Annotated in this window: 15 protein-coding genes and 1 tRNA gene; all 16 read right to left on the reverse strand. The window is 64.5% G+C overall.

What is annotated here, in order from left to right:
• Positions 1-27: 27 nt before the first annotated feature.
• Positions 28-987, reverse strand: coding sequence for a tRNA pseudouridine(55) synthase TruB (truB, locus tag F623_RS0110000; RefSeq protein WP_018862409.1), 960 nt, complete (start codon positions 985-987; stop codon positions 28-30).
• Between the two features lie 13 nt (positions 988-1,000).
• The gene (gene rbfA, locus F623_RS0110005) at positions 1,001-1,444 is read right to left on the reverse strand and encodes a 30S ribosome-binding factor RbfA (protein ID WP_018868602.1); all 444 of its coding nucleotides are present in this window, start codon (positions 1,442-1,444) and stop codon (positions 1,001-1,003) included.
• On the reverse strand, positions 1,444-4,152 hold the full coding sequence (gene infB / locus F623_RS0110010) for a translation initiation factor IF-2 (RefSeq protein WP_018862411.1): 2,709 nt from the start codon (positions 4,150-4,152) through the stop codon (positions 1,444-1,446). The genes rbfA and infB overlap by 1 nt, the downstream gene beginning before the upstream one ends.
• An 81-nt stretch (positions 4,153-4,233) precedes the next feature.
• The gene (gene nusA, locus F623_RS0110015; protein WP_018862412.1) at positions 4,234-5,721 is read right to left on the reverse strand and encodes a transcription termination factor NusA; all 1,488 of its coding nucleotides are present in this window, start codon (positions 5,719-5,721) and stop codon (positions 4,234-4,236) included.
• Between the two features lie 58 nt (positions 5,722-5,779).
• A complete protein-coding gene (gene rimP, locus F623_RS0110020; protein WP_018862413.1) occupies positions 5,780-6,235 on the reverse strand; it encodes a ribosome maturation factor RimP in 456 nt (151 codons plus the stop codon).
• Between the two features lie 198 nt (positions 6,236-6,433).
• Positions 6,434-6,510: transfer RNA gene (locus tag F623_RS0110025), tRNA-Met, on the reverse strand.
• A gap of 98 nt (positions 6,511-6,608) precedes the next feature.
• The gene (locus F623_RS0110030; protein WP_018862414.1) at positions 6,609-6,953 is read right to left on the reverse strand and encodes a DUF2818 family protein; all 345 of its coding nucleotides are present in this window, start codon (positions 6,951-6,953) and stop codon (positions 6,609-6,611) included.
• Positions 6,954-6,956: 3 nt separating this feature from the next.
• On the reverse strand, positions 6,957-8,405 hold the full coding sequence (nuoN, locus tag F623_RS0110035; protein ID WP_018862415.1) for an NADH-quinone oxidoreductase subunit NuoN: 1,449 nt from the start codon (positions 8,403-8,405) through the stop codon (positions 6,957-6,959).
• A 13-nt stretch (positions 8,406-8,418) separates the two neighbouring features.
• Positions 8,419-9,933: an NADH-quinone oxidoreductase subunit M gene (locus tag F623_RS0110040; RefSeq protein ID WP_018862416.1), complete on the reverse strand. Its 1,515-nt coding sequence runs from the start codon at positions 9,931-9,933 to the stop codon at positions 8,419-8,421.
• A 52-nt stretch (positions 9,934-9,985) separates the two neighbouring features.
• Complete coding sequence (gene nuoL / locus F623_RS0110045) at positions 9,986-11,995, reverse strand: NADH-quinone oxidoreductase subunit L (RefSeq protein WP_018862417.1); 2,010 nt, start codon at positions 11,993-11,995, stop codon at positions 9,986-9,988.
• A gap of 6 nt (positions 11,996-12,001) precedes the next feature.
• Entirely contained in the window at positions 12,002-12,307 is a 306-nt protein-coding gene (nuoK, locus tag F623_RS0110050; protein ID WP_012982131.1) for an NADH-quinone oxidoreductase subunit NuoK, read from the reverse strand.
• Between the two features lie 103 nt (positions 12,308-12,410).
• On the reverse strand, positions 12,411-13,064 hold the full coding sequence (locus F623_RS0110055) for an NADH-quinone oxidoreductase subunit J (RefSeq protein WP_018862418.1): 654 nt from the start codon (positions 13,062-13,064) through the stop codon (positions 12,411-12,413).
• 15 nt (positions 13,065-13,079) lie between these two features.
• The gene (gene nuoI, locus F623_RS0110060; protein WP_018862419.1) at positions 13,080-13,568 is read right to left on the reverse strand and encodes an NADH-quinone oxidoreductase subunit NuoI; all 489 of its coding nucleotides are present in this window, start codon (positions 13,566-13,568) and stop codon (positions 13,080-13,082) included.
• A 10-nt stretch (positions 13,569-13,578) separates the two neighbouring features.
• Complete coding sequence (nuoH, locus tag F623_RS0110065) at positions 13,579-14,643, reverse strand: NADH-quinone oxidoreductase subunit NuoH (RefSeq protein WP_018862420.1); 1,065 nt, start codon at positions 14,641-14,643, stop codon at positions 13,579-13,581.
• A gap of 13 nt (positions 14,644-14,656) precedes the next feature.
• Positions 14,657-17,053: an NADH-quinone oxidoreductase subunit NuoG gene (nuoG, locus tag F623_RS0110070; RefSeq protein WP_018868601.1), complete on the reverse strand. Its 2,397-nt coding sequence runs from the start codon at positions 17,051-17,053 to the stop codon at positions 14,657-14,659.
• A 32-nt stretch (positions 17,054-17,085) separates the two neighbouring features.
• Entirely contained in the window at positions 17,086-18,366 is a 1,281-nt protein-coding gene (gene nuoF / locus F623_RS0110075) for an NADH-quinone oxidoreductase subunit NuoF (protein WP_018862422.1), read from the reverse strand.
• Position 18,367 lies beyond the last annotated feature (1 nt).

An 18,367-nucleotide genomic window follows, 5' to 3' on the forward strand; every position in this document is an offset into this window, starting at 1 on the left:
CCTTGGATAGGAAGAATCCCGGCCCCTTCAGGGGGCCGAAACAAACAGGCGGCGAGGCCGTACCTGACCGTCGGGCGTACGCACGCCCACCGCCAGAAAACGGCCTTCACCGTCATGCACCCGCAGCAGCGGCCAGCCGGTTTCGGGGTCTAGCGGCGTATCTCCCGCTCCCGCGGCTTGCGCCTCGACCGCCTCGGAAAACGCAGGGTGGCCGTGACGCAGGGCCGTACTGGCCTGCTCGTTCAGGGACACGGAAGGCCAGTCTCTCAATGCGGCCTCCGGGGGCTGCAGCATGACCTCGATCGCGGCCGCGCCCCCCGCGTCGAAGGCGGCCTCTACCTGATCCATCGTGACCATGGCGGCGGCCTCGAACGGGCCATGCCCGACCCGGCGCAGACTGTCGACCGCGGCCCCGCAACCCAGCTCATGCCCAATATCCGCCACCAACGAACGCACATAGGTGCCCTTGCTGCAGCGCACATCGATACGTAGCCGATCGGGAGCGGTGTGCTCGATGGACAGGGCGTGGATCTGCACCGGCCGCGGGGGGCGTTCGACTTCCACACCCTGACGCGCCAGCTCATACAGCCGTTTGCCGTCATGCTTTAGGGCCGAGACCATGGGCGGCACCTGCCCCTGCGCCCCACTGAACTGCCGCTCCAGCGCCCGCAGTTGCTCCGACTCGATGGCCGGCACCGACGCCTCGCGAATGATCGCGCCATCGAGATCCGCACTGTCGGTCTCGATCCCCAACTGTGCCTCGGCGATGTAGTGCTTGTCGGCATCCAGCAGCCAGCCCGAAACCTTGGTGGCCTGACCGAAGCACAACGGCAAAAGGCCGGTCGCACGCGGATCCAGCGCCCCGGTGTGACCGGCCTTTTTGGCCTGCAGCAGATACTTCACGCGCCCCAGGACCTGCGTGGAACTCGGTCCCCGGGGCTTGTCCAGCAGCAGGATACCGTCGACCTCGCGACGTACGCGCGCCATCGGAAGCCGGCGGTCAGGCCCCGCGGCCCGGGTCCTGCGAATCCTCGGCCCCGTCCTGCTCGCCACTGCCGGTTCCCTCGGCATCTGCGTGGTGGGCACGATCCTCGGCCAGGGCCTGGTCGATCAGGGAGGACATGCGAGCACCGCGCTCCGGCGTGTCGTCGTAGACAAACCGGAGCTGGGGAACGCTGCGCAGTCGCATGCGCTGACCGAGTGCCCGGCGCAGAAATCCCGCCGCGTGATTGAGCCCCTGCTGTGCCTCGCGTCCTTTCTCCTCGCCCCCCAGCTGGGTAAAGAACACCTTGGCATGGGCGAGATCCCGCGAAACCTCGACATCCGCCAGCGTGATCATCCCCACGCGCGGATCCTTGACCTCCAGACGAATCAGGTCCGCCAGCTCGCGCTGGATCTGGTCCCCGACCCGGTCCGAACGATGAAACTCGCGATTACCGGGCATCAGAGCGTCCGGGCCACCTCGACGCGCTGGAAGACCTCAATCTGGTCACCGGCCTTCACGTCGTTGTAGTTCTTCACCGCGATCCCGCACTCGGTACCGGCCTTGACCTCGTTCACGTCGTCCTTGAAGCGGCGCAGGCTCTCCAGCTCGCCCTCGTAGATCACCACGTTGTCGCGCAGCACGCGGATCGGGTTGCCCCGCTTGACCGCACCCTCGACCACGAGACAGCCGGCGACCTGACCAAAGCCGGAGGCCTTGAACACGTCGCGGACTTCCGCCAGACCGATGACCTCTTCGCGGATCTCGGCGGACAGCAGGCCCGACAGCGCCTGCTTGACGTCGTCGATCGCCTCGTAGATTACCGAGTAATAGCGCACGTCGAGCTCGTTCTCGGCGGCCAGGCGCTTGGCGCCGGCATCGGCACGCACGTTGAACGCGATCACGATCGCCTCGGAGGCCATGGCGAGGTTCAGGTCGGACTCGGAGATCCCGCCGACCCCAGCAGACACCACCTTCACGCGGACCTCGTCGGTCGACAGCTTGACCAGCGACTCGCGCAGCGCCTCGGCCGAGCCCTGAACATCCGCCTTGATCAGGATGTTCACGGTAGCGATCTCGCCTTCCTGCATCTGGTTGAAGATGTTCTCCAGCTTGGCGGCCTGCTGCGCGGCCAGCTTGCGCTCGCGCTGCTTGGCGTCGCGGTGCTCGGCGACCTCGCGGGCGGTCTTGTCGTCCGCGACGACCAGGACCTCGTCGCCGGCCTCCGGCACGCCGGACAGGCCCAGCACCTCGACCGGCATGGACGGACCGATTTCCTTAACCGGCTTGCCAGTATCGTTGAACATCGCACGCACGCGACCGTATTCCTTGCCCGAGAGCAGGATGTCGCCATGCTTGAGGCGACCGGACTGAACCAGGATGGTCGCCACCGGACCGCGGCCCTTGTCCAGGCGCGATTCGATCACCACGCCACGTGCGGGGCCCTCGTCCGGGGCCTTCAGTTCCATCACCTCGGCCTGCAGGCCCAGGGCCTCCAGCAGCTGGTCGATCCCCTCGCCCGTATGCGCCGACACATTGATGAACTGCGTATCGCCACCCCAGGCCTCGGGGATGACCTCGTGCTGGGCGAGATCGTTCATCACGCGCTCGGGTTCGGCCTCCGCCTTGTCGATCTTGTTGACCGCAACCACCATCGGCACACCGGCGGCCTTTGAGTGCTGGATGGCCTCGAGCGTCTGCGGCATCACGCCGTCGTCCGCCGCGACCACCAGGATCACGATATCGGTGGACTGCGCCCCACGGGCGCGCATCGCGGTAAACGCGGCATGCCCCGGAGTATCCAGGAACGTCACCCCATCGTGGCCATTGTCGACGTGATAGGCGCCGATGTGCTGGGTGATCCCACCGGCCTCGCCGGATGCGACCTTTTCCTTGCGGATGTAGTCCAGCAGCGAGGTCTTGCCGTGGTCGACATGGCCCATCACGGTCACGACCGGCGGGCGCGGCTTGGCCTCGGCGGTCTGTTCCAGACCCGTGTCGATCTCGTCCTCGACGGAGGTTTCCTTCGCGGCGATCGGCTTGTGTCCCATCTCCTCGACCACCAGCATTGCCGTGTCCTGGTCGATGGACTGATTGATGGTCGCCATGACCCCCATGCCCATCAGGGACTTGATCAACTGCGGCGCCTTGATCGCCATCGCCTGCGCGAGATCGGCGACGGTAATCGTCTCCGGCACTTCGACTTCGCGCACCACCGGTGCGGTCGGCTTGGCAAAGCCATGCTTGCTGGCGACGGCTTGCGCTGCGGCCGACTGCGCCTTGCGGCCCTCGCCCTTCTTGCGGCGACCCCGACGGTCCCCCGCCACATGCAGTTCCTTGCGGTCGTCCTTGCGAGCACCCTTGCGTGCCTTGCCGCCGCTCTTGGCCGATTCGGCCTCGGCCGCAGCCTGGCGCTGGGCCGCCTCGCGCTCCAGACGCGCCTGCTCTTCTTTCTCGCGCTTGGCCTCCTGCGCCTCCAGTTCCTGCTGGCGGCGCTTCTGGCGCTCGCCGCGCTCGGCCTCCTCCTGCTTGCGCGCCTCAAGCGCCTTGCGCTGGGCGTCGCGCTCGGCCTCGACCTGCATGGCCAGCTGCTCGGTGCGACTCAGCGCGCGTTTCGGTTTGTCCGGGGCTGCCTCGGGCTCGGGCTCGGGCTCGGGCTCTGCCTCGGATTCCGACTTCTCGATCTCTTCGCTAGCCGCAGCCTCAACCGGCTCTTCCTCGGCGGCCTCGACTTCGGGCGTAGTGCTCTCCTCGGCCTCCTGCGGCTTGGGCTCCTCGGCCACGGGCTCGGCCGGAACCTCTTTCGGGGTCGGGGTCGGCTCGGCGGTCGGCGCGACGTCGGCCTCGACCGAGGCCTCGACGGGCTCCTCAGCCGGTTTGCGCTTGATCGTGCGCTTCTTGCGCACCTCGACGTTCACGGTCTTGGAGCGACCCGGCCCGGAACTCACCTTCAGCGTCTGGGCCTGAGAGCGGCGCTTGAGCGTCACACGGCCGCCCTCACTCTCGCCATGCGACTGCCGGAGGTGATCGAGCAGCTTGCGCTTCTCGGCATCGGTAATCGCCGCTTCCGGGCCATCCACCGCGACGCCCGCCTCCTTGAGCTGTTCCATGAGGCGGTCCACCGGCTTGCCAACCGATTCCGCGAATTGCTGCACTGTCATTTGCGCCATGGCGCCTTACCTCCATTCCATATTCTTTTCAGGCCAGCCGACGGCCTGTCACACGGGCTTCGCGATCCATTCGTCCGGGCGTTATTCGCCGGTTTCGAACCACGGGGCGCGCGCCGTCATAATCAGCTCGGACGCCTCTTCCGTGCTCAATCCAGTCATTTCGACCACGTCGTCGGCTGCCTGCTCCGCGAGGTCTTCCATGGTGCAGACGCCGTGCGAGGCCAGCTTGTTGGCCACGCCCTGGGTCATGCCGTCCATGTTCAGCAGGTCCTCGGCGGGCTGGTAGTTCTCGCCGCCCGCGATCGCACGGGTCAGCAGGGCGTCGCTGGCGCGGTTGCGCAACTCGGCCACGATGTCCTCGTCGAACTCCTCGATCGCCAGCAGTTCGGCCTCGTCGACATAGGCCACCTCGTCCAGCGTGCTGAAACCTTCCTGCACCAGGATGCCGGCCACTTCCTCGTCCACATCCAGCGCCTCCATGAAGAAGGTCACCAGTTGCTGCGCCTCGGCCTCGCTCTTCTCGGCCGCCTGCTCCTCGGTCATCACATTCAGTTCCCAGCCAGTCAGCTGGGAGGCCAGACGGATATTCTGCCCCCCACGGCCAATGGCCAGGGAGAGCTTGTCCTCCTCGACCGCGATGTCCATCGACTGCTTGTCCTCGTCGACCACGATCGACAGGACTTCGGCCGGGGACATGGCGTTGATCACGAACTGCGCCGGATTCTCGTCCCAGACGATAATGTCGATACGCTCGCCGGCCAGCTCGTTGGACACCGACTGCACGCGCGAACCGCGCATGCCGACGCAGGCACCGACCGGATCCAGACGCGGGTCGTTGGAGCGCACCGCGATCTTCGCGCGCTGGCCCGGGTCACGCGCCGCACCCATGATATCGATGATCTCCTGCCCGACCTCCGGCACCTCGAGCTTGAACAGCTCGATCAGGAACTCCGGCACGGTACGGCTCAGGATCAACTGCGGCCCGCGCGCGTCGGGGCGAATCTCCTTGAGATAACCACGCAGGCGGTCGTTGGTGCGCACGGTCTCGCGCGGGATCATGTGCTCGCGCGGGATCAGGGCCTCGGCGTTGCTGCCGAGATCGACATAGGTGCCGTTGCGGTCGGTACGCTTGACGATACCCATCACCAGCGTACCCACTCGATCCTGATACTCCTCGACCACCTTGGCGCGCTCGGCCTCGCGCACCTTCTGCACGATCACCTGCTTCGCGGTCTGCGCGGCGATGCGGCCGAAATCAACGGCCTCCACCGGCTCTTCGATCACATCACCGACCTGCGCATCGGCGTTCTTCTGCTGCGCATAGGACAGCAGGATCTGGTATTCCGGGGATTCGAACTCGGGGTCCTCGTCATCCACCACGGTCCACCGGCGGAAGGCCTCGTAGTCACCTTCCTCGCGGTCGATGCTCACGCGCACGTCCATCTTGCCGCCGTGGTACTTGCGGGTCGCCATGGCCAGTGCCGATTCCAGGGCATCGAAGATGATGTCCTTCTCGACACCTTTCTCGTTCGCCACGGCATCCGCGACCAGCAGGATCTCCTTGTTCATCTCTTGTCTCTCCGCACCTCGGCGGTCACCCGCCGATTCAACAAAACCGTACGCCGGTCTACAGCTGTTCCAGGACCCGCGCATTGTGGATAGCGTTCAACGGCAGCTCGTAGGCCATGCCGTCGACCTCGACTTCGATCATCTCCTCGTCCACCCCGATCAGCGTGCCGCGATAGTTCCGCCGACCGTGCTCGGGCCAGCTCAACCGCACCTTCACCGGATGACCGATATACCCCCGGTACTGATCGGGCGTGAACAGCGGCCGTTCGATGCCCGGACTGGAGACCTCCAGGGTGTAGTTGCCACGCAGGGCCTGTTCGACCTCGAGCACCGCACCGGCCTGTTCGCTCACCAGCGCGCAATCATCCACCGTCACCCCTTCGGGACTGTCGATGTAGATGCGCAGCATCACGGGCTTGGAACCGGGGTGGTACTCCAGCCCCCAGAACACGAACCCCTGCCCCTCGACCACCGGGGCCAGCAGTGCGCTCAGTTGTTCGGACTTTTCCGCCACCTGACTCCACTCGGCACGATTCGCGCAACGGCCCTTTCCAGGGCCCGGAAACAAAAAAAGGGCGATAAACGCCCCTCGAACACCTCAGCGATGACTGCAGCCAGTCGTACCGACTGCATGGCGCGCGGGAGCGCAGCCCGGCAAGACCATATCGGACCTGCCTAACAAAAAGGCCCCATATGGGGCCTCTCTGAAAATTGGTAGCGGGGGCAGGATTTGAACCTGCGACCTTCGGGTTATGAGCCCGACGAGCTGCCAGACTGCTCCACCCCGCATCCGAGACGCGAAACTATAGCAAAGCGGGTTGGGGCCCGCAAGGAGAAGCGCGAGTTTTTTCCGGGTCGGAAGCCCCCCTCGCGCCTTTCGAGATCGCTTACCGCGAGCGGTGCGCCCGGCTCCTCAGATGCTGCTTGAGATCGTAGCGCCAGATGTATCCCGGCAGCGCGAACACCGCGAACATGGACAGGGTGATCACGTAGAACTCCCAACCCTGCGTATGGATCCCACCGGTCGCCTGATATTCCAGGCCCTTGCCGATCAGCCCCGCCAGGAAGTAGAGCCCGACCCATTCAAAGATGCGGATCCAGGGGCCCTTCACGCCGCTGGCCGGCAGGACCATCAGGCCGATGCGCTCGGTGAGCCAGGGCAGGTTCGCCGAAATAAAGGCGACAACGACAAAACCCCAGACCAGAACTTCAAACGGAATCCACTGTGTCACGACTTAGCCCATGATTGCGTAGTGGGTGACAGACAACAGCAGGCCCGGAAAAATTCCAAGAAGCAGCACTGCGAGCCCGTTAATACTGAGCGCGGTGGCAAACGCGCCGGAGGGCTGAATCGGCTCCTTCGCGTCTTCCTGCGGGTCGTCGAAGAACATCATCTTGACCACGCGCAGGTAGTAGAACGCCCCGATGATCGAGAAGATCACGGCGACCACCGCCAGCCAGACCAGATCGGCGCCCACCGCGGCCTGGATCACCGCGAGCTTGGCGTAGAAGCCGACCGTCGGAGGCACCCCGGCCATCGAGAACATCAGCAGCAGCATGATGAACGCAAACCATGGGTTACGCTTGGCCAGGCCCTTGAAATCATCAATCTGGTCGGCTTCAAAGCCCTTGCGCGACAGGAACACGATCATGCCGAAGCCACCGGCCGCGGTAATCGCGTAGACGATCACATAGAACATCGCCGAGGCGTAGCCGCTGTCGGTCCCGGCCAGGATACCCATGAACACGAAGCCGACATGCGCGATGGTCGAGTAGGCCAGCATGCGCTTGATGCTGGTCTGTGCGATCGCGATCACGTTGCCCACCGCCAGCGACAGCACGGCCAGGATCACGAACATGCCCTGCCAGTCGGCATGCATCGGGCCCATACCCTCCACCAGCAGGCGCATCAGGAAAGCAAAGGCGGCGATCTTCGGCGCGGTGGCGATGAACAGCGTGACCGCCGTCGGGGCGCCGTCGTAGACGTCCGGCACCCACATGTGGAACGGCACGGCCCCCAGCTTGAACGCGATCGCGACCACCAGGAACACCAGGCCGAAGACCAGCGGGATGTTAAGCGTCTCATCGGCCGCCACCAGCTCGGCGGCAATAACCGCGATATCCAGCGAGCCGGTCATGCCGTAGATCATCGACATGCCGTAGAGCAGCAGACCAGAAGCCAGCGCGCCCAGGACGAAGTATTTCATCGCCGCTTCGGTCGCGCGGGTGTTGTCGCGCCAGAACGCGACCAGCGCATAGGACGACAGCGACAGCAGCTCCAGACCCAGGTACAGCGTCAGCAGGTTGTGCCCGGAGATCATGATCATCATCCCGAGCACGGCGAACAGGCCCAGGATGTAGAACTCGCCCTTGTGGATTCCGCGCTCCATCAGGTACGGACGCGCATACAAGAACACCAGGAAGCTGGTCACATAGACCGCGACCTTCAGGATGTCCGCCATCGGATCCTTAATGAAGCTGTCCGAGAAGGTCAGCACCGTCTCCGGACCCATCATCCAAAGGGTAAGGCCGGCGGCCGCGACCAGGGTCGCCTGCACCAGGCCGTAGGTGATGTCGCGCCGCGAATCCGGCAGGAACGCGTCGATCACCAGGATCAGGCACGCCATCCCGAGCACGAACATCTCGGGCACGGCGGGGAGGAAGTTGGGGATCTCGAAAGTCATGTCAGGCGTCCGTTCAGAGCTTCGACTGCGCGATATGCGCCACGAGGTGGTCGATGGTCGCGTTCATCACATCCAGCAGCGGCGCCGGCCACACACCCAGCAGCAGGGTGAAGAAGGCCAGCACGCCCATCAGGAAGAACTCGCGGCGGTTCATGTCGGACAGACCGGCCACGTTGTCGTTGGCCACCGCGCCGAAGATCACGCGCTTGACCAGCCACAGGGTGTAGCCCGCCGCCAGGATCAGCGTGGTCGCGGCGAGGAAGGCAATCCAGAAATCCGCCTTGAACGCGGCCAGGATGACCATGAACTCGCCGACGAAGCCGGAGGTGCCCGGCAGGCCGGTGTTGGCCATCGCGAACAGCACGAAGAACGCGGCGAACCAGGGCATGGTGTTCACCACACCGCCGTAGTCCGAGATCTGCCGGCTGTGCAGGCGGTCGTACAGCACGCCGACTGCGAGGAACATCGCCGCGGAGATAAAGCCGTGCGAGATCATCTGCACCATGCCGCCGGCGATACCCAGCGAGGCGCCTTCCCAGTCACCGGTGTTCGAATAGATGTAGAAGGCGAGGAAGAAGCCCAGCGTCACAAAGCCCATGTGGGCGATCGACGAATAGGCGATCAGCTTCTTCATGTCGCTCTGGATCAGCGCCACCAGGCCGATGTAGACGATCGCAATCAGCGACAGCACGATCATCAGCGTATCCAGCACCGCCGAGGCATCCGGCGTGATCGGCAGCGAGAAGCGCAGGAAGCCGTAGCCCCCAATCTTCAGCATGATCGCCGCCAGGATCACCGAGCCGCCGGTCGGTGCCTCCACGTGCGCATCCGGCAGCCAGGTATGCACCGGGAACATCGGGATCTTCACCGCGAACGCCATGAAGAACGCGAGGAAAATCAGTATCTGCGCGGTCATGCCGATCTGCAGGGCATGGAAGTCCTGGATCAGGAAGCTGCCGGACTGGATGTACATCCAGATCAGCGCGACCAGCATGAACACCGAGCCCAGGAAGGTATAGAGGAAGAACTTGATGGTCGCGTAGACGCGCCGCGGCCCGCCCCAGATCCCGATCACCAGGAACATCGGGATCAGCATCGCCTCGAAAAACACGTAGAACAGCACCGCGTCCATCGCCGCGAACATGCCGATCATCAGGCCTTCCATCACCAGCATCGCCGACATGTAGTAGGCGATCCGATCTTTCACCGACTCCCAGGCCGCAATGATCACGATTACGGTGATCAGCGTGGTCAGCAGGATCAGCGGCATGGAGATGCCGTCCACGCCCAAGTGGTAATTCACGTTGAACGCCGGGATCCACGAGGCCAGTTCCTGGAACTGCATCTCGGCGGTGCCACGCTCGAACGCAAACCACAACGGCAGACTGGCCACAAACGTCGCCACGGCCACCGCGAGCCCGAGCCGCCGCGCCACATGGGGCGCATCGCGCCCGGCGGCAAGCACCAGGAAGCCGCCGAGAATCGGCAGCCAGATCAACAGACTCAAGATAGGCCAGTCAGCAAACATGGTCGTTCCTTGAAACAGCGATGGGCTTCGAGCGCATGGGTGTCGAAGCCGCTCAGATCACGAAGGCGAACATCAGGACCAGCAGGCCGATGATCATCACGAACGCGTAGTGGTAGAGGAAACCGGACTGCATATGGCGGATGCGCGCCGAGATCCAGCCGACCGAGCGTGCGGTGCCGTTCACCAGCAGCCCGTCGATGATCAGCGCATCACCATAGCGCCACAGCGCGCGGCCCAGACGGACGGTCCCGCCCGCGAAGAACCAGTCATTGAAGCGGTCGAAGCCGTACTTGTCCTCGAGGATGCGTACGCCCAGCTTCAGCCGTTCGGCGATCACGCCCGGCAGCTCGGGCCGCTTCATGTACAGGTACCAGGCCGTGCCCAGGCCGGCCATCGCCAGCCAGAATGCGGGCAGCATCAGGCCATGCAACACGAAGCCGATCACGCCGGTGTAGGTCTCGCCTTTGGTGGCCAGCACATCCTGCTCCGGCAGCACGAACAGGCTGTCAGCGAAGAAGTCGCCAAACAGCATCGGGCCGATGAAGTAGCCGGCCACCACCGACGGGATCGCCAGCAAGATTAGTGGCACCGTCACCACCCACGGCGATTCCTTCGGTTGCAACGGGCCGTGGTGATGATCGTCGCCGTGCTCGTCGTCGTGGTCATCACCATGGTCGGGCATATACTTGTGCGCCTGGTCATAGCGCTCCTCGCCATGGAAGACGAGGAAGAACATGCGGAAGGTGTACAGCGCGGTCACGAACACCCCGGCCAGGACCAGCCAGTAGGCAAAGGTCGCCCCCGGAATCTCGGAGTAGCCGACCGCCTCGATGATCGCGTCCTTGGAGAAGAACCCGGAGAAGAACGGGAAGCCGATCAGCGCCAGCGAGCCGATCAGCGCGGTCGCATAGGTAATCGGCATGTGCCGGCGCAGCCCGCCCATCGCGCGCATGTCCTGCAGGTGGTGCATCGCGATGATCACCGAGCCCGCGGCCAGGAACAGCAGCGCCTTGAAGAAGGCATGCGTCATCAGGTGGAACAGACCGGCGGCATAGGCGGAGGCGCCCAGCGCCACGGTCATGTAGCCCAGCTGCGACAGCGTCGAATAGGCCACCACCCGCTTGATGTCGTTCTGGACGAGCCCGATCAGGCCCATGAAGAACGCGGTGATCGCCCCGATGATCAGGATCATCGACAGCGCCGGCACGGAGAACTCGTACAGCGGCGACATACGCGCCACCATGAAGATGCCCGCGGTCACCATGGTCGCCGCGTGGATCAGCGCGGAGATCGGGGTCGGGCCTTCCATGGAGTCCGGCAGCCAGACGTGCAACGGCACCTGGGCGGATTTACCCATCGCGCCGATGAACAGGAAGATCAGCGCCAGATCCAGCAGGCCGAAGGTCCAGCCCGGCCAGATGGTGATGGTCGCCTCGCTCATCGACTGGCCTTCGGCGAACACATCGGCGTAGTTCAGGCTGCCGGTGTAGAAGACCAGCGCGGCGATCCCGATCAGGAAGCCGAAGTCCCCCACGCGGTTCACGATGAACGCCTTCATGTTGGCGTAGATGGCGGTCGGGCGCTTGTACCAGAAGCCGATCAGCAGGTAGGAAACCAGCCCCACGGCCTCCCAGCCGAAGAACAGCTGCATGAAGTTGTTCGCCATCACCAGCATCAGCATCGAGAAGGTGAACAGCGAGATGTAGGCAAAGAAGCGCTGGTAGCCCGGATCGTCCTGCATGTAGCCGATGGTGTAGATGTGCACCATCAGCGAGACGAAGGTGACGACCAGCATCATCAGCGCGGTCAGGTTGTCGACCAGGAACCCGACCTCGAACTGGATGCCGTCGGAGACCATCCAGGTATAGACCGTCTCGTTGTAGACCCCGGCATCGCCGAACACATGGGCCCAGAAGACCACCACGGACAGGATGAACGAGATCGCCACCCCGAGGATGGTGACGCTGTGCGCCCCGGCACGGCCGATCTGACGGCCAAACAGGCCGGCGATGATCGCGCCGAACAGCGGCGCCAGGACGATCAGTAGATAGATGGTATCCATGGCCCGTTATCCCTTCATTGCGTCCAGATCCTGGACGTTGATGGTTCCGCGATTACGGAACAGCAACACCAGGATGGCGAGGCCGATGGCCGCCTCGGCCGCGGCGACGGTCAGGATGAAGAACACGAACACCTGGCCCGCGAGGTCCTGCAGGAAGAACGAAAAGGCAATGAAGTTGATGTTCACCGCGAGCAGCATCAGCTCGATGCACATCAACAGCACGATCACGTTTTTCCGGTTCAGGAAGATCCCGGCCACACTGATCGAAAACAACAGCGCGGCCAGCACCAGGTAGTGCTCTAGCGTAATCATGTTCTAGCCCTGAGTTCTTTCGGGGGCGGCATCCGCCCCCGGTGTCCGGGTCCCGACCTCTGGCCGGAATGCCTAGTTACTCGGATTGCCTATTTCCGGATTGCTATTTCGACGGGTCGTCCTGCTCCCCTTCCGCGTCGCCGCCCTGGGCACCACGACGCGGCGACTTCTTCTTCTCGGAGGGCATGGAGACCATGCGCACCCGACCCTCGCGCGAGACCGCCATCTGCTGGCCCGGATCGATCGACTTGTTGTCCGGGCGCTTGCGCATGGTCAGCGAGATCGCCGCGATGATCGCGACCAGCAGAATCACGGCTGCGATCTCGAACGGATAGACGTATTCGGTGTAGAGGATCGCGCCCAGCGCCTCGGTGTTGGCGTATTCCGGCCCGGCACGCTCCGGCACATCCATTGTGATGTAGCGGGTGATCACGGCTACCAGCACAACCGACATCGCAACCGCGACCACGATGCCCACCGGCAGATATTCGGTGAAGCCCTCACGCAGCTTGGCCAGGTTGATATCAAGCATCATCACCACGAACAGGAACAACACCATGACCGCGCCGACATAGACCAGCACCAGCACGATGCCGAGGAACTCGGCCTCCGCCAGCAGCCAGATCGCGGCCGCAGCGAAAAAGCACAGCACGAGGAACAGGGCCGCGTGTACCGGGTTGCGCACGCTGATCATCGCCAGTGCGCCGCCCAGCAGGATCGCGCCGAAGAGGTAGAAAAGAAGCAGCTCGAAGGTCATGGGGCGTTCCCTGCGTTACCGGTACGGGGCGTCGACCGCGCGGGCCTCGGCGATCTCTTTCTCGAAGCGGTCACCAATGGCCAGGAGCTTGTCCTTGGTCATGATCTGCTCGCCCCGGTTTTCGAAGTGGTACTCGAAGATGTGCGTCTCGACGATGGAATCCACCGGGCAGGCCTCCTCGCAGAAGCCGCAGAAGATGCACTTGAACAGGTCGATGTCGTAGCGCGTGGTACGACGCGTACCATCCGCGCGTTCCTCGGACTCGATGGTGATCGCCAACGCCGGGCAGACGGCCTCGCACAGCTTGCAGGCGATGCAGCGCTCCTCGCCGTTCGGATAGCGGCGCAGCGCGTGCAGGCCCCGGAAGCGCGGCGACATCGGGGTCTTCTCGTCCGGGTACTGCACAGTGAACTTCCGGCTCAGCAGGTAACGCCCGGTCAGGCGCAGACCCAGCAGCAGCTCAAAGAACAGAAAACTCTTCAGGTAACGGCGCAACGCTTTCATGACGAACTCCTCAGGCGAACCACGGGCCGACGTTGAATGCGACCAGCACGCCCTCGACAAACAGCCAGAGGATGGTCACCGGGATCAGAACCTTCCAGCCCAGACGCATGATCTGGTCATAGCGATACCGGGGGAAAGTGGCGCGGAACCACAAGAAGGCAAACAGGAACACGGCCGTCTTGAACAGGAACCAGTGGATACCGTGACCCAGCAGCGCACCGATGACCGGCAGGTCAAAAGCCGCTTGCGGCAGGATCCCCTGGAACGGCGACAGCCAGCCACCGAGGAACAGGATCGCGACCAGTGCCGAGATCAGGATCATGTTCGCGTACTCGGCCAGGAAGAACACGGCAAAGGCCATGCCCGAGTACTCGACGTGGAAACCGGCGACGATCTCGGACTCGCCCTCGGCCACGTCGAACGGGGCACGGTTGGTCTCGGCGATCCCGGAGATGAAATACACAAAGAACAGCGGCAGCAGCGGCAGCAGGAACCAGTGGTATATGCTGCCGGACTGCGCCTCGACGATACCGCCGACATTCAGTGTGCCGGCAGCCATCAGCACGCCCACCAGGGCGAAGCCCATCGCAATTTCGTAGGACACCAGCTGTGCGGCCGAACGCAGCGAGCCCAGCAGCGCGTACTTCGAGTTCGAGGCCCAGCCGGCGATGATGATGCCGTACACGCCCAGCGAAGTCAGGGCCAGCAGGTACAACAGACCGGCATTCACATCGGCCAGGGCTCCGCCCTCGAAAAACGGGATCACCGCCCAGGCCGCCAGTGCCGGGGCAATGGTCAGCACCGGGGCACTGAGGAACAGGAAGCGGTTGGCATTGGTCGGGAGGATGACCTCCTTGGTCAACAGCTTCAGCGCATCCGCGATCGGCTGCAGCCAGCCGCGCGGGCCCACCCGGTTCGGCCCCACGCGCACGTGGGCATAGCCGATGACCTTGCGCTCGGCGAAGGTCGTGTAGGCGACGGCCAGCATCAGCGGGATCACGATCAGCTGAATGCCGATCAGGATCTGCATCACCGTCGGCAGGCTGCTGTAGAGGTTCATCATCCAGTCGAACATGTCTTACGTTCCCTCAGGCACGCGCGAGCGTGACCGTGGCGTTCGGGGCGCCCAGCCGGCCCATGGCCGTCGAGCCCGCAAAGGTCACCGCCAGGCCCACCGGCACGGCGTCGTCCAGAATCAGGGTCAGCTCCGTCTCGGCGCCGTCCTGGCGCAGTTTCACGCGCGACCCCGTATCAAGCCCGCCAGCCGACTCCGGATGCACCATCACGCACTCGGCCAGCCGACCCTCGGGGCTGGTTTGCAGCGGCTCGGCGCGGCGCACCAGGGCATCGGTGCTGTAGAGCCCAGCGGCCTGCACGCGATACAGGTCTCCTTGTATCGGCTCCGGCATGGCCAACTGGGCCTTGTTCATGTTGACCGCGGTATCGAAGCTGGCCGCCGCGAGCAGGCCCTTCAGCTCGTCCCGCACGGCACGCGAGTCCAGATAGTCCATGCCGCGTTGATCCAGCAGATTGCCCAGCACACGCCAGACCTTCCAGCCGGGGCGAACGTCTTCCGGCGCACGGGCTGCGGCACGATAGCTTTGCCAGCGACCCTCGACATTCACGAAGGTGCCGGAATTCTCGAAGCTGGTCGCGACCGGCAGCAGGACATCGGCCACGGCTTCCATGTCGGCGCTGGCAAACGCGGACAACGCCACGACGAATCCCGCCTTTTCCAGCGTGGCCCGCAATGCGACCGGGTCCGCCCCGTCGTGCCCGGGCTCGATCCCGGCAATCACGAATGCCTCGCGACCCTCGGCGATCATTTCGGCAGCGTTGTTGCCGGTGGACTCGACCTCGCCCCCGGCAGGACCGCGGTGCGGCAGCACCCCGGCCAGCCAGGCCCCCGCGGCATTGGCACCTGCCGGCAGGTAGCCCAAACGGGCACCGGTATGCTTGGCGATCCAGCCCGCCAGGGCGCGCAAGGTGCCAAAGGCGGGTCCGTGGATCGCGACCTGACCGAGCAGGACATGTCCCTGTTTCCCTTCCAGCAGCGATTTCGCAATGTGCTCGAAGGCGGCACGCGTGTCGGCATCCCGGCTCTCGGCGTCCTTGACGATTTTTTCCAGCTTTTTCGGCAGCGACTTGCCGGCAGCGGCGATTTGCCCGGCGACGCCCGCCAGGGCCATTACCTGGTCGCGCTCGTGGCCAACCAGCTGGGCCTGGACGGGATAGGTCAGGTCGAGCAGCATGTCGTTAATCAGACTGACCCGCGCCCCGCGCGAGGCCGCCTTGCGCAGACGATGGGCCAGCAGCGGCTGCTCGCGGCGCGGATTGCAGCCGACCAGCAGCACCGCGTCAGCATCCTCGAGATCACTGATCGCCACGCCCAGATAGGGGAACAGCGGTGCGGCCGACTCGTCGGAGAAGTCGACCTGGTCCAGCCGGTGATCGATGTCGACGACCCCCATCCCGCGCAGAACCTTCTGCGCCAGGTAGTGCTCTTCCACCGACAGCGACGGCGACAGCAGCGCCCCGATACGCTCGGGGGCGATCTCCTTAAGCCCCTCGACCGCATAGCTCAGCGCCGTCTCCCAGGAGACATCCTGCCACTGGCCGTCCACCTTCATGCGCGGACAGGTCAGGCGGTCCTCGGCATACAGGCCGGTGTAGCTGAAGCGATCCCGGTCGGAGATCCAGGTCTCGTTGACCGCCTCGTTGTCACGCGGCACCACGCGCATCGCACGTCCGTCGTAAGTATGCAGGTAGAGATTGGAGCCGACCGCGTCGTGCGGGGCGATCGTGGCGGCCTGCGACAGCTCCCAGGCACGCGCGGTGTAGCGCGACGGCTTGGCGGTCAGCGCACCGACCGGGCACAGGTCGATCACGTTGCCGGACAGCTCGTGGGCCACGGTCTTCTCGACATAGGTGCCGATGCGCATGTGCTCGCCGCGCCCGGTCGCGCCCAGCTCGCGCACCCCGGCGATCTCTTCGCCAAAGCGCACGCAGCGGGTGCAGTGGATGCAGCGGGTCATCTCGGTCTCGATCAGCGGCCCGATGTCCTTGTCCTTAACCACGCGCTTGGCTTCGGTGTACTTGGATACACTGTCGCCGTAGCCCATGGCCACGTCCTGGAGCTCGCACTCGCCGCCCTGGTCGCAGATCGGGCAGTCCAGCGGATGGTTGATCAGCAGGAATTCCATGGTCCCCTTCTGCGCGCGCAGCGCCAGCGGAGACTGGGTGTAGACCTTCATCCCGTCCATGACCGGGGTCGCGCAGGCGGGCAGCGGCTTGGGCGCCTTCTCCACCTCGACCAGACACATACGGCAGTTCGCCGCCACCGACAGCTTCTTGTGGTAGCAAAACCGCGGAATGCGGATATCGGCATCGTCCGCCACGTCGATCAGCATGGCGCCCTTGGGCGCCTCGATCGTACGGCCGTCAATCTCGATGCTGACCAGATCCTGCTTCTGATCCTGACTCATGCTCGATTCCTGCTGCGGATGCGCGGAGGGCGTCAGGCGGCGTCTGCCACCGGACTCCGACCGTGCTGGATGTAGTATTCGAATTCGTGGCGGAAATGCTTGACGAAGCTGCGCACCGGCATCGCGGCGGCATCGCCCAGGGCGCAGATGGTGTGCCCCTCGATCTTGCTGGCCACATCGTCCAGGCGTTCCAGGTCCTCGGGACGGCCCTGCCCCTCCACGATGCGGGTCAGCATGCGATAGAGCCAGCCGGTCCCCTCGCGGCAGGGCGTGCACTGACCGCAGGACTCGGAGAAGTAGAACCGCGAGATGCGCTGCAGGGCCTTGACCATGTCGGCGGTCTCGTCCATCACGATCACCGCGCCGGAGCCCAGCATGGACCCGGCCTGGGCGATGGAGTCGAAGTCCATGTTGGCCTTCAGCATCACGTCACCCGGCACCACCGGCACCGACGACCCGCCGGGAATCACGGCCTTCAGCTTGCGCCCGTTCAGCACGCCGCCGGCCATTTCCAGCAGATCCTTGAACGGCGTGCCCAGCGCGATCTCGAAGTTGCCCGGATTGTTCACGTGCCCGGAGACGGAGAACAGCTTCTCGCCACCGGACTTCGGCACCCCCAGATCGGCGAACCACTGCCCGCCGTTGCGGATGATGGCCGGTATCGAGGCCAGGGACTCGGTGTTGTTGATGGTGGTCGGCTTGCCGTAGAGGCCAAAGTTGGCCGGGAACGGCGGCTTGAAACGCGGCTGGCCCTTCTTGCCTTCCAGGGACTCGAGCAGTGCTGTCTCCTCGCCGCAGATGTAGGCCCCGGCTCCCAGCGACGGGTAGAGATCGAAATCGACCCCGGAGCCGAAGATGTCCTTGCCCAGGTAACCGTTCGCGTAGGCTTCGTCCAGCGCGGCCATGAAGCGGGTGTTGACCTCGTCCATGAACTCGCCGCGCATGTAGTTGTAGCCCACCGTCGCGCCGATCGCGTAGCCGGCGATCGCCATGCCCTCGATCAGGGCATGCGGGTTGTACATCAGGATTTCGCGGTCCTTGCAGGTGCCCGGCTCGGACTCGTCCGAGTTGCAGACGATGTACTTCTGCCCCGGGGTGTTGCGCGGCATGAAGGACCACTTGAGCCCGGTCGGGAAGCCCGCCCCGCCGCGGCCGCGCAGGTTGGAGGTCTTGACCTCCTCGATCACGTCCTCGGGGGCCATCTTGCCCTTGTAAACCTTCTCCAGCGCCTGGTAGCCGCCGACGCTCTTGTAGGTCTCGAGCGAGGCCGGATCGTCCAGGTAGCGGGTCGCAAAGCAGATCTGGTTGGCCATG

It is taken from the genome of Thioalkalivibrio sp. ALD1 (assembly GCF_000381245.1).
Lineage (GTDB): Bacteria > Pseudomonadota > Gammaproteobacteria > Ectothiorhodospirales > Ectothiorhodospiraceae > Thioalkalivibrio.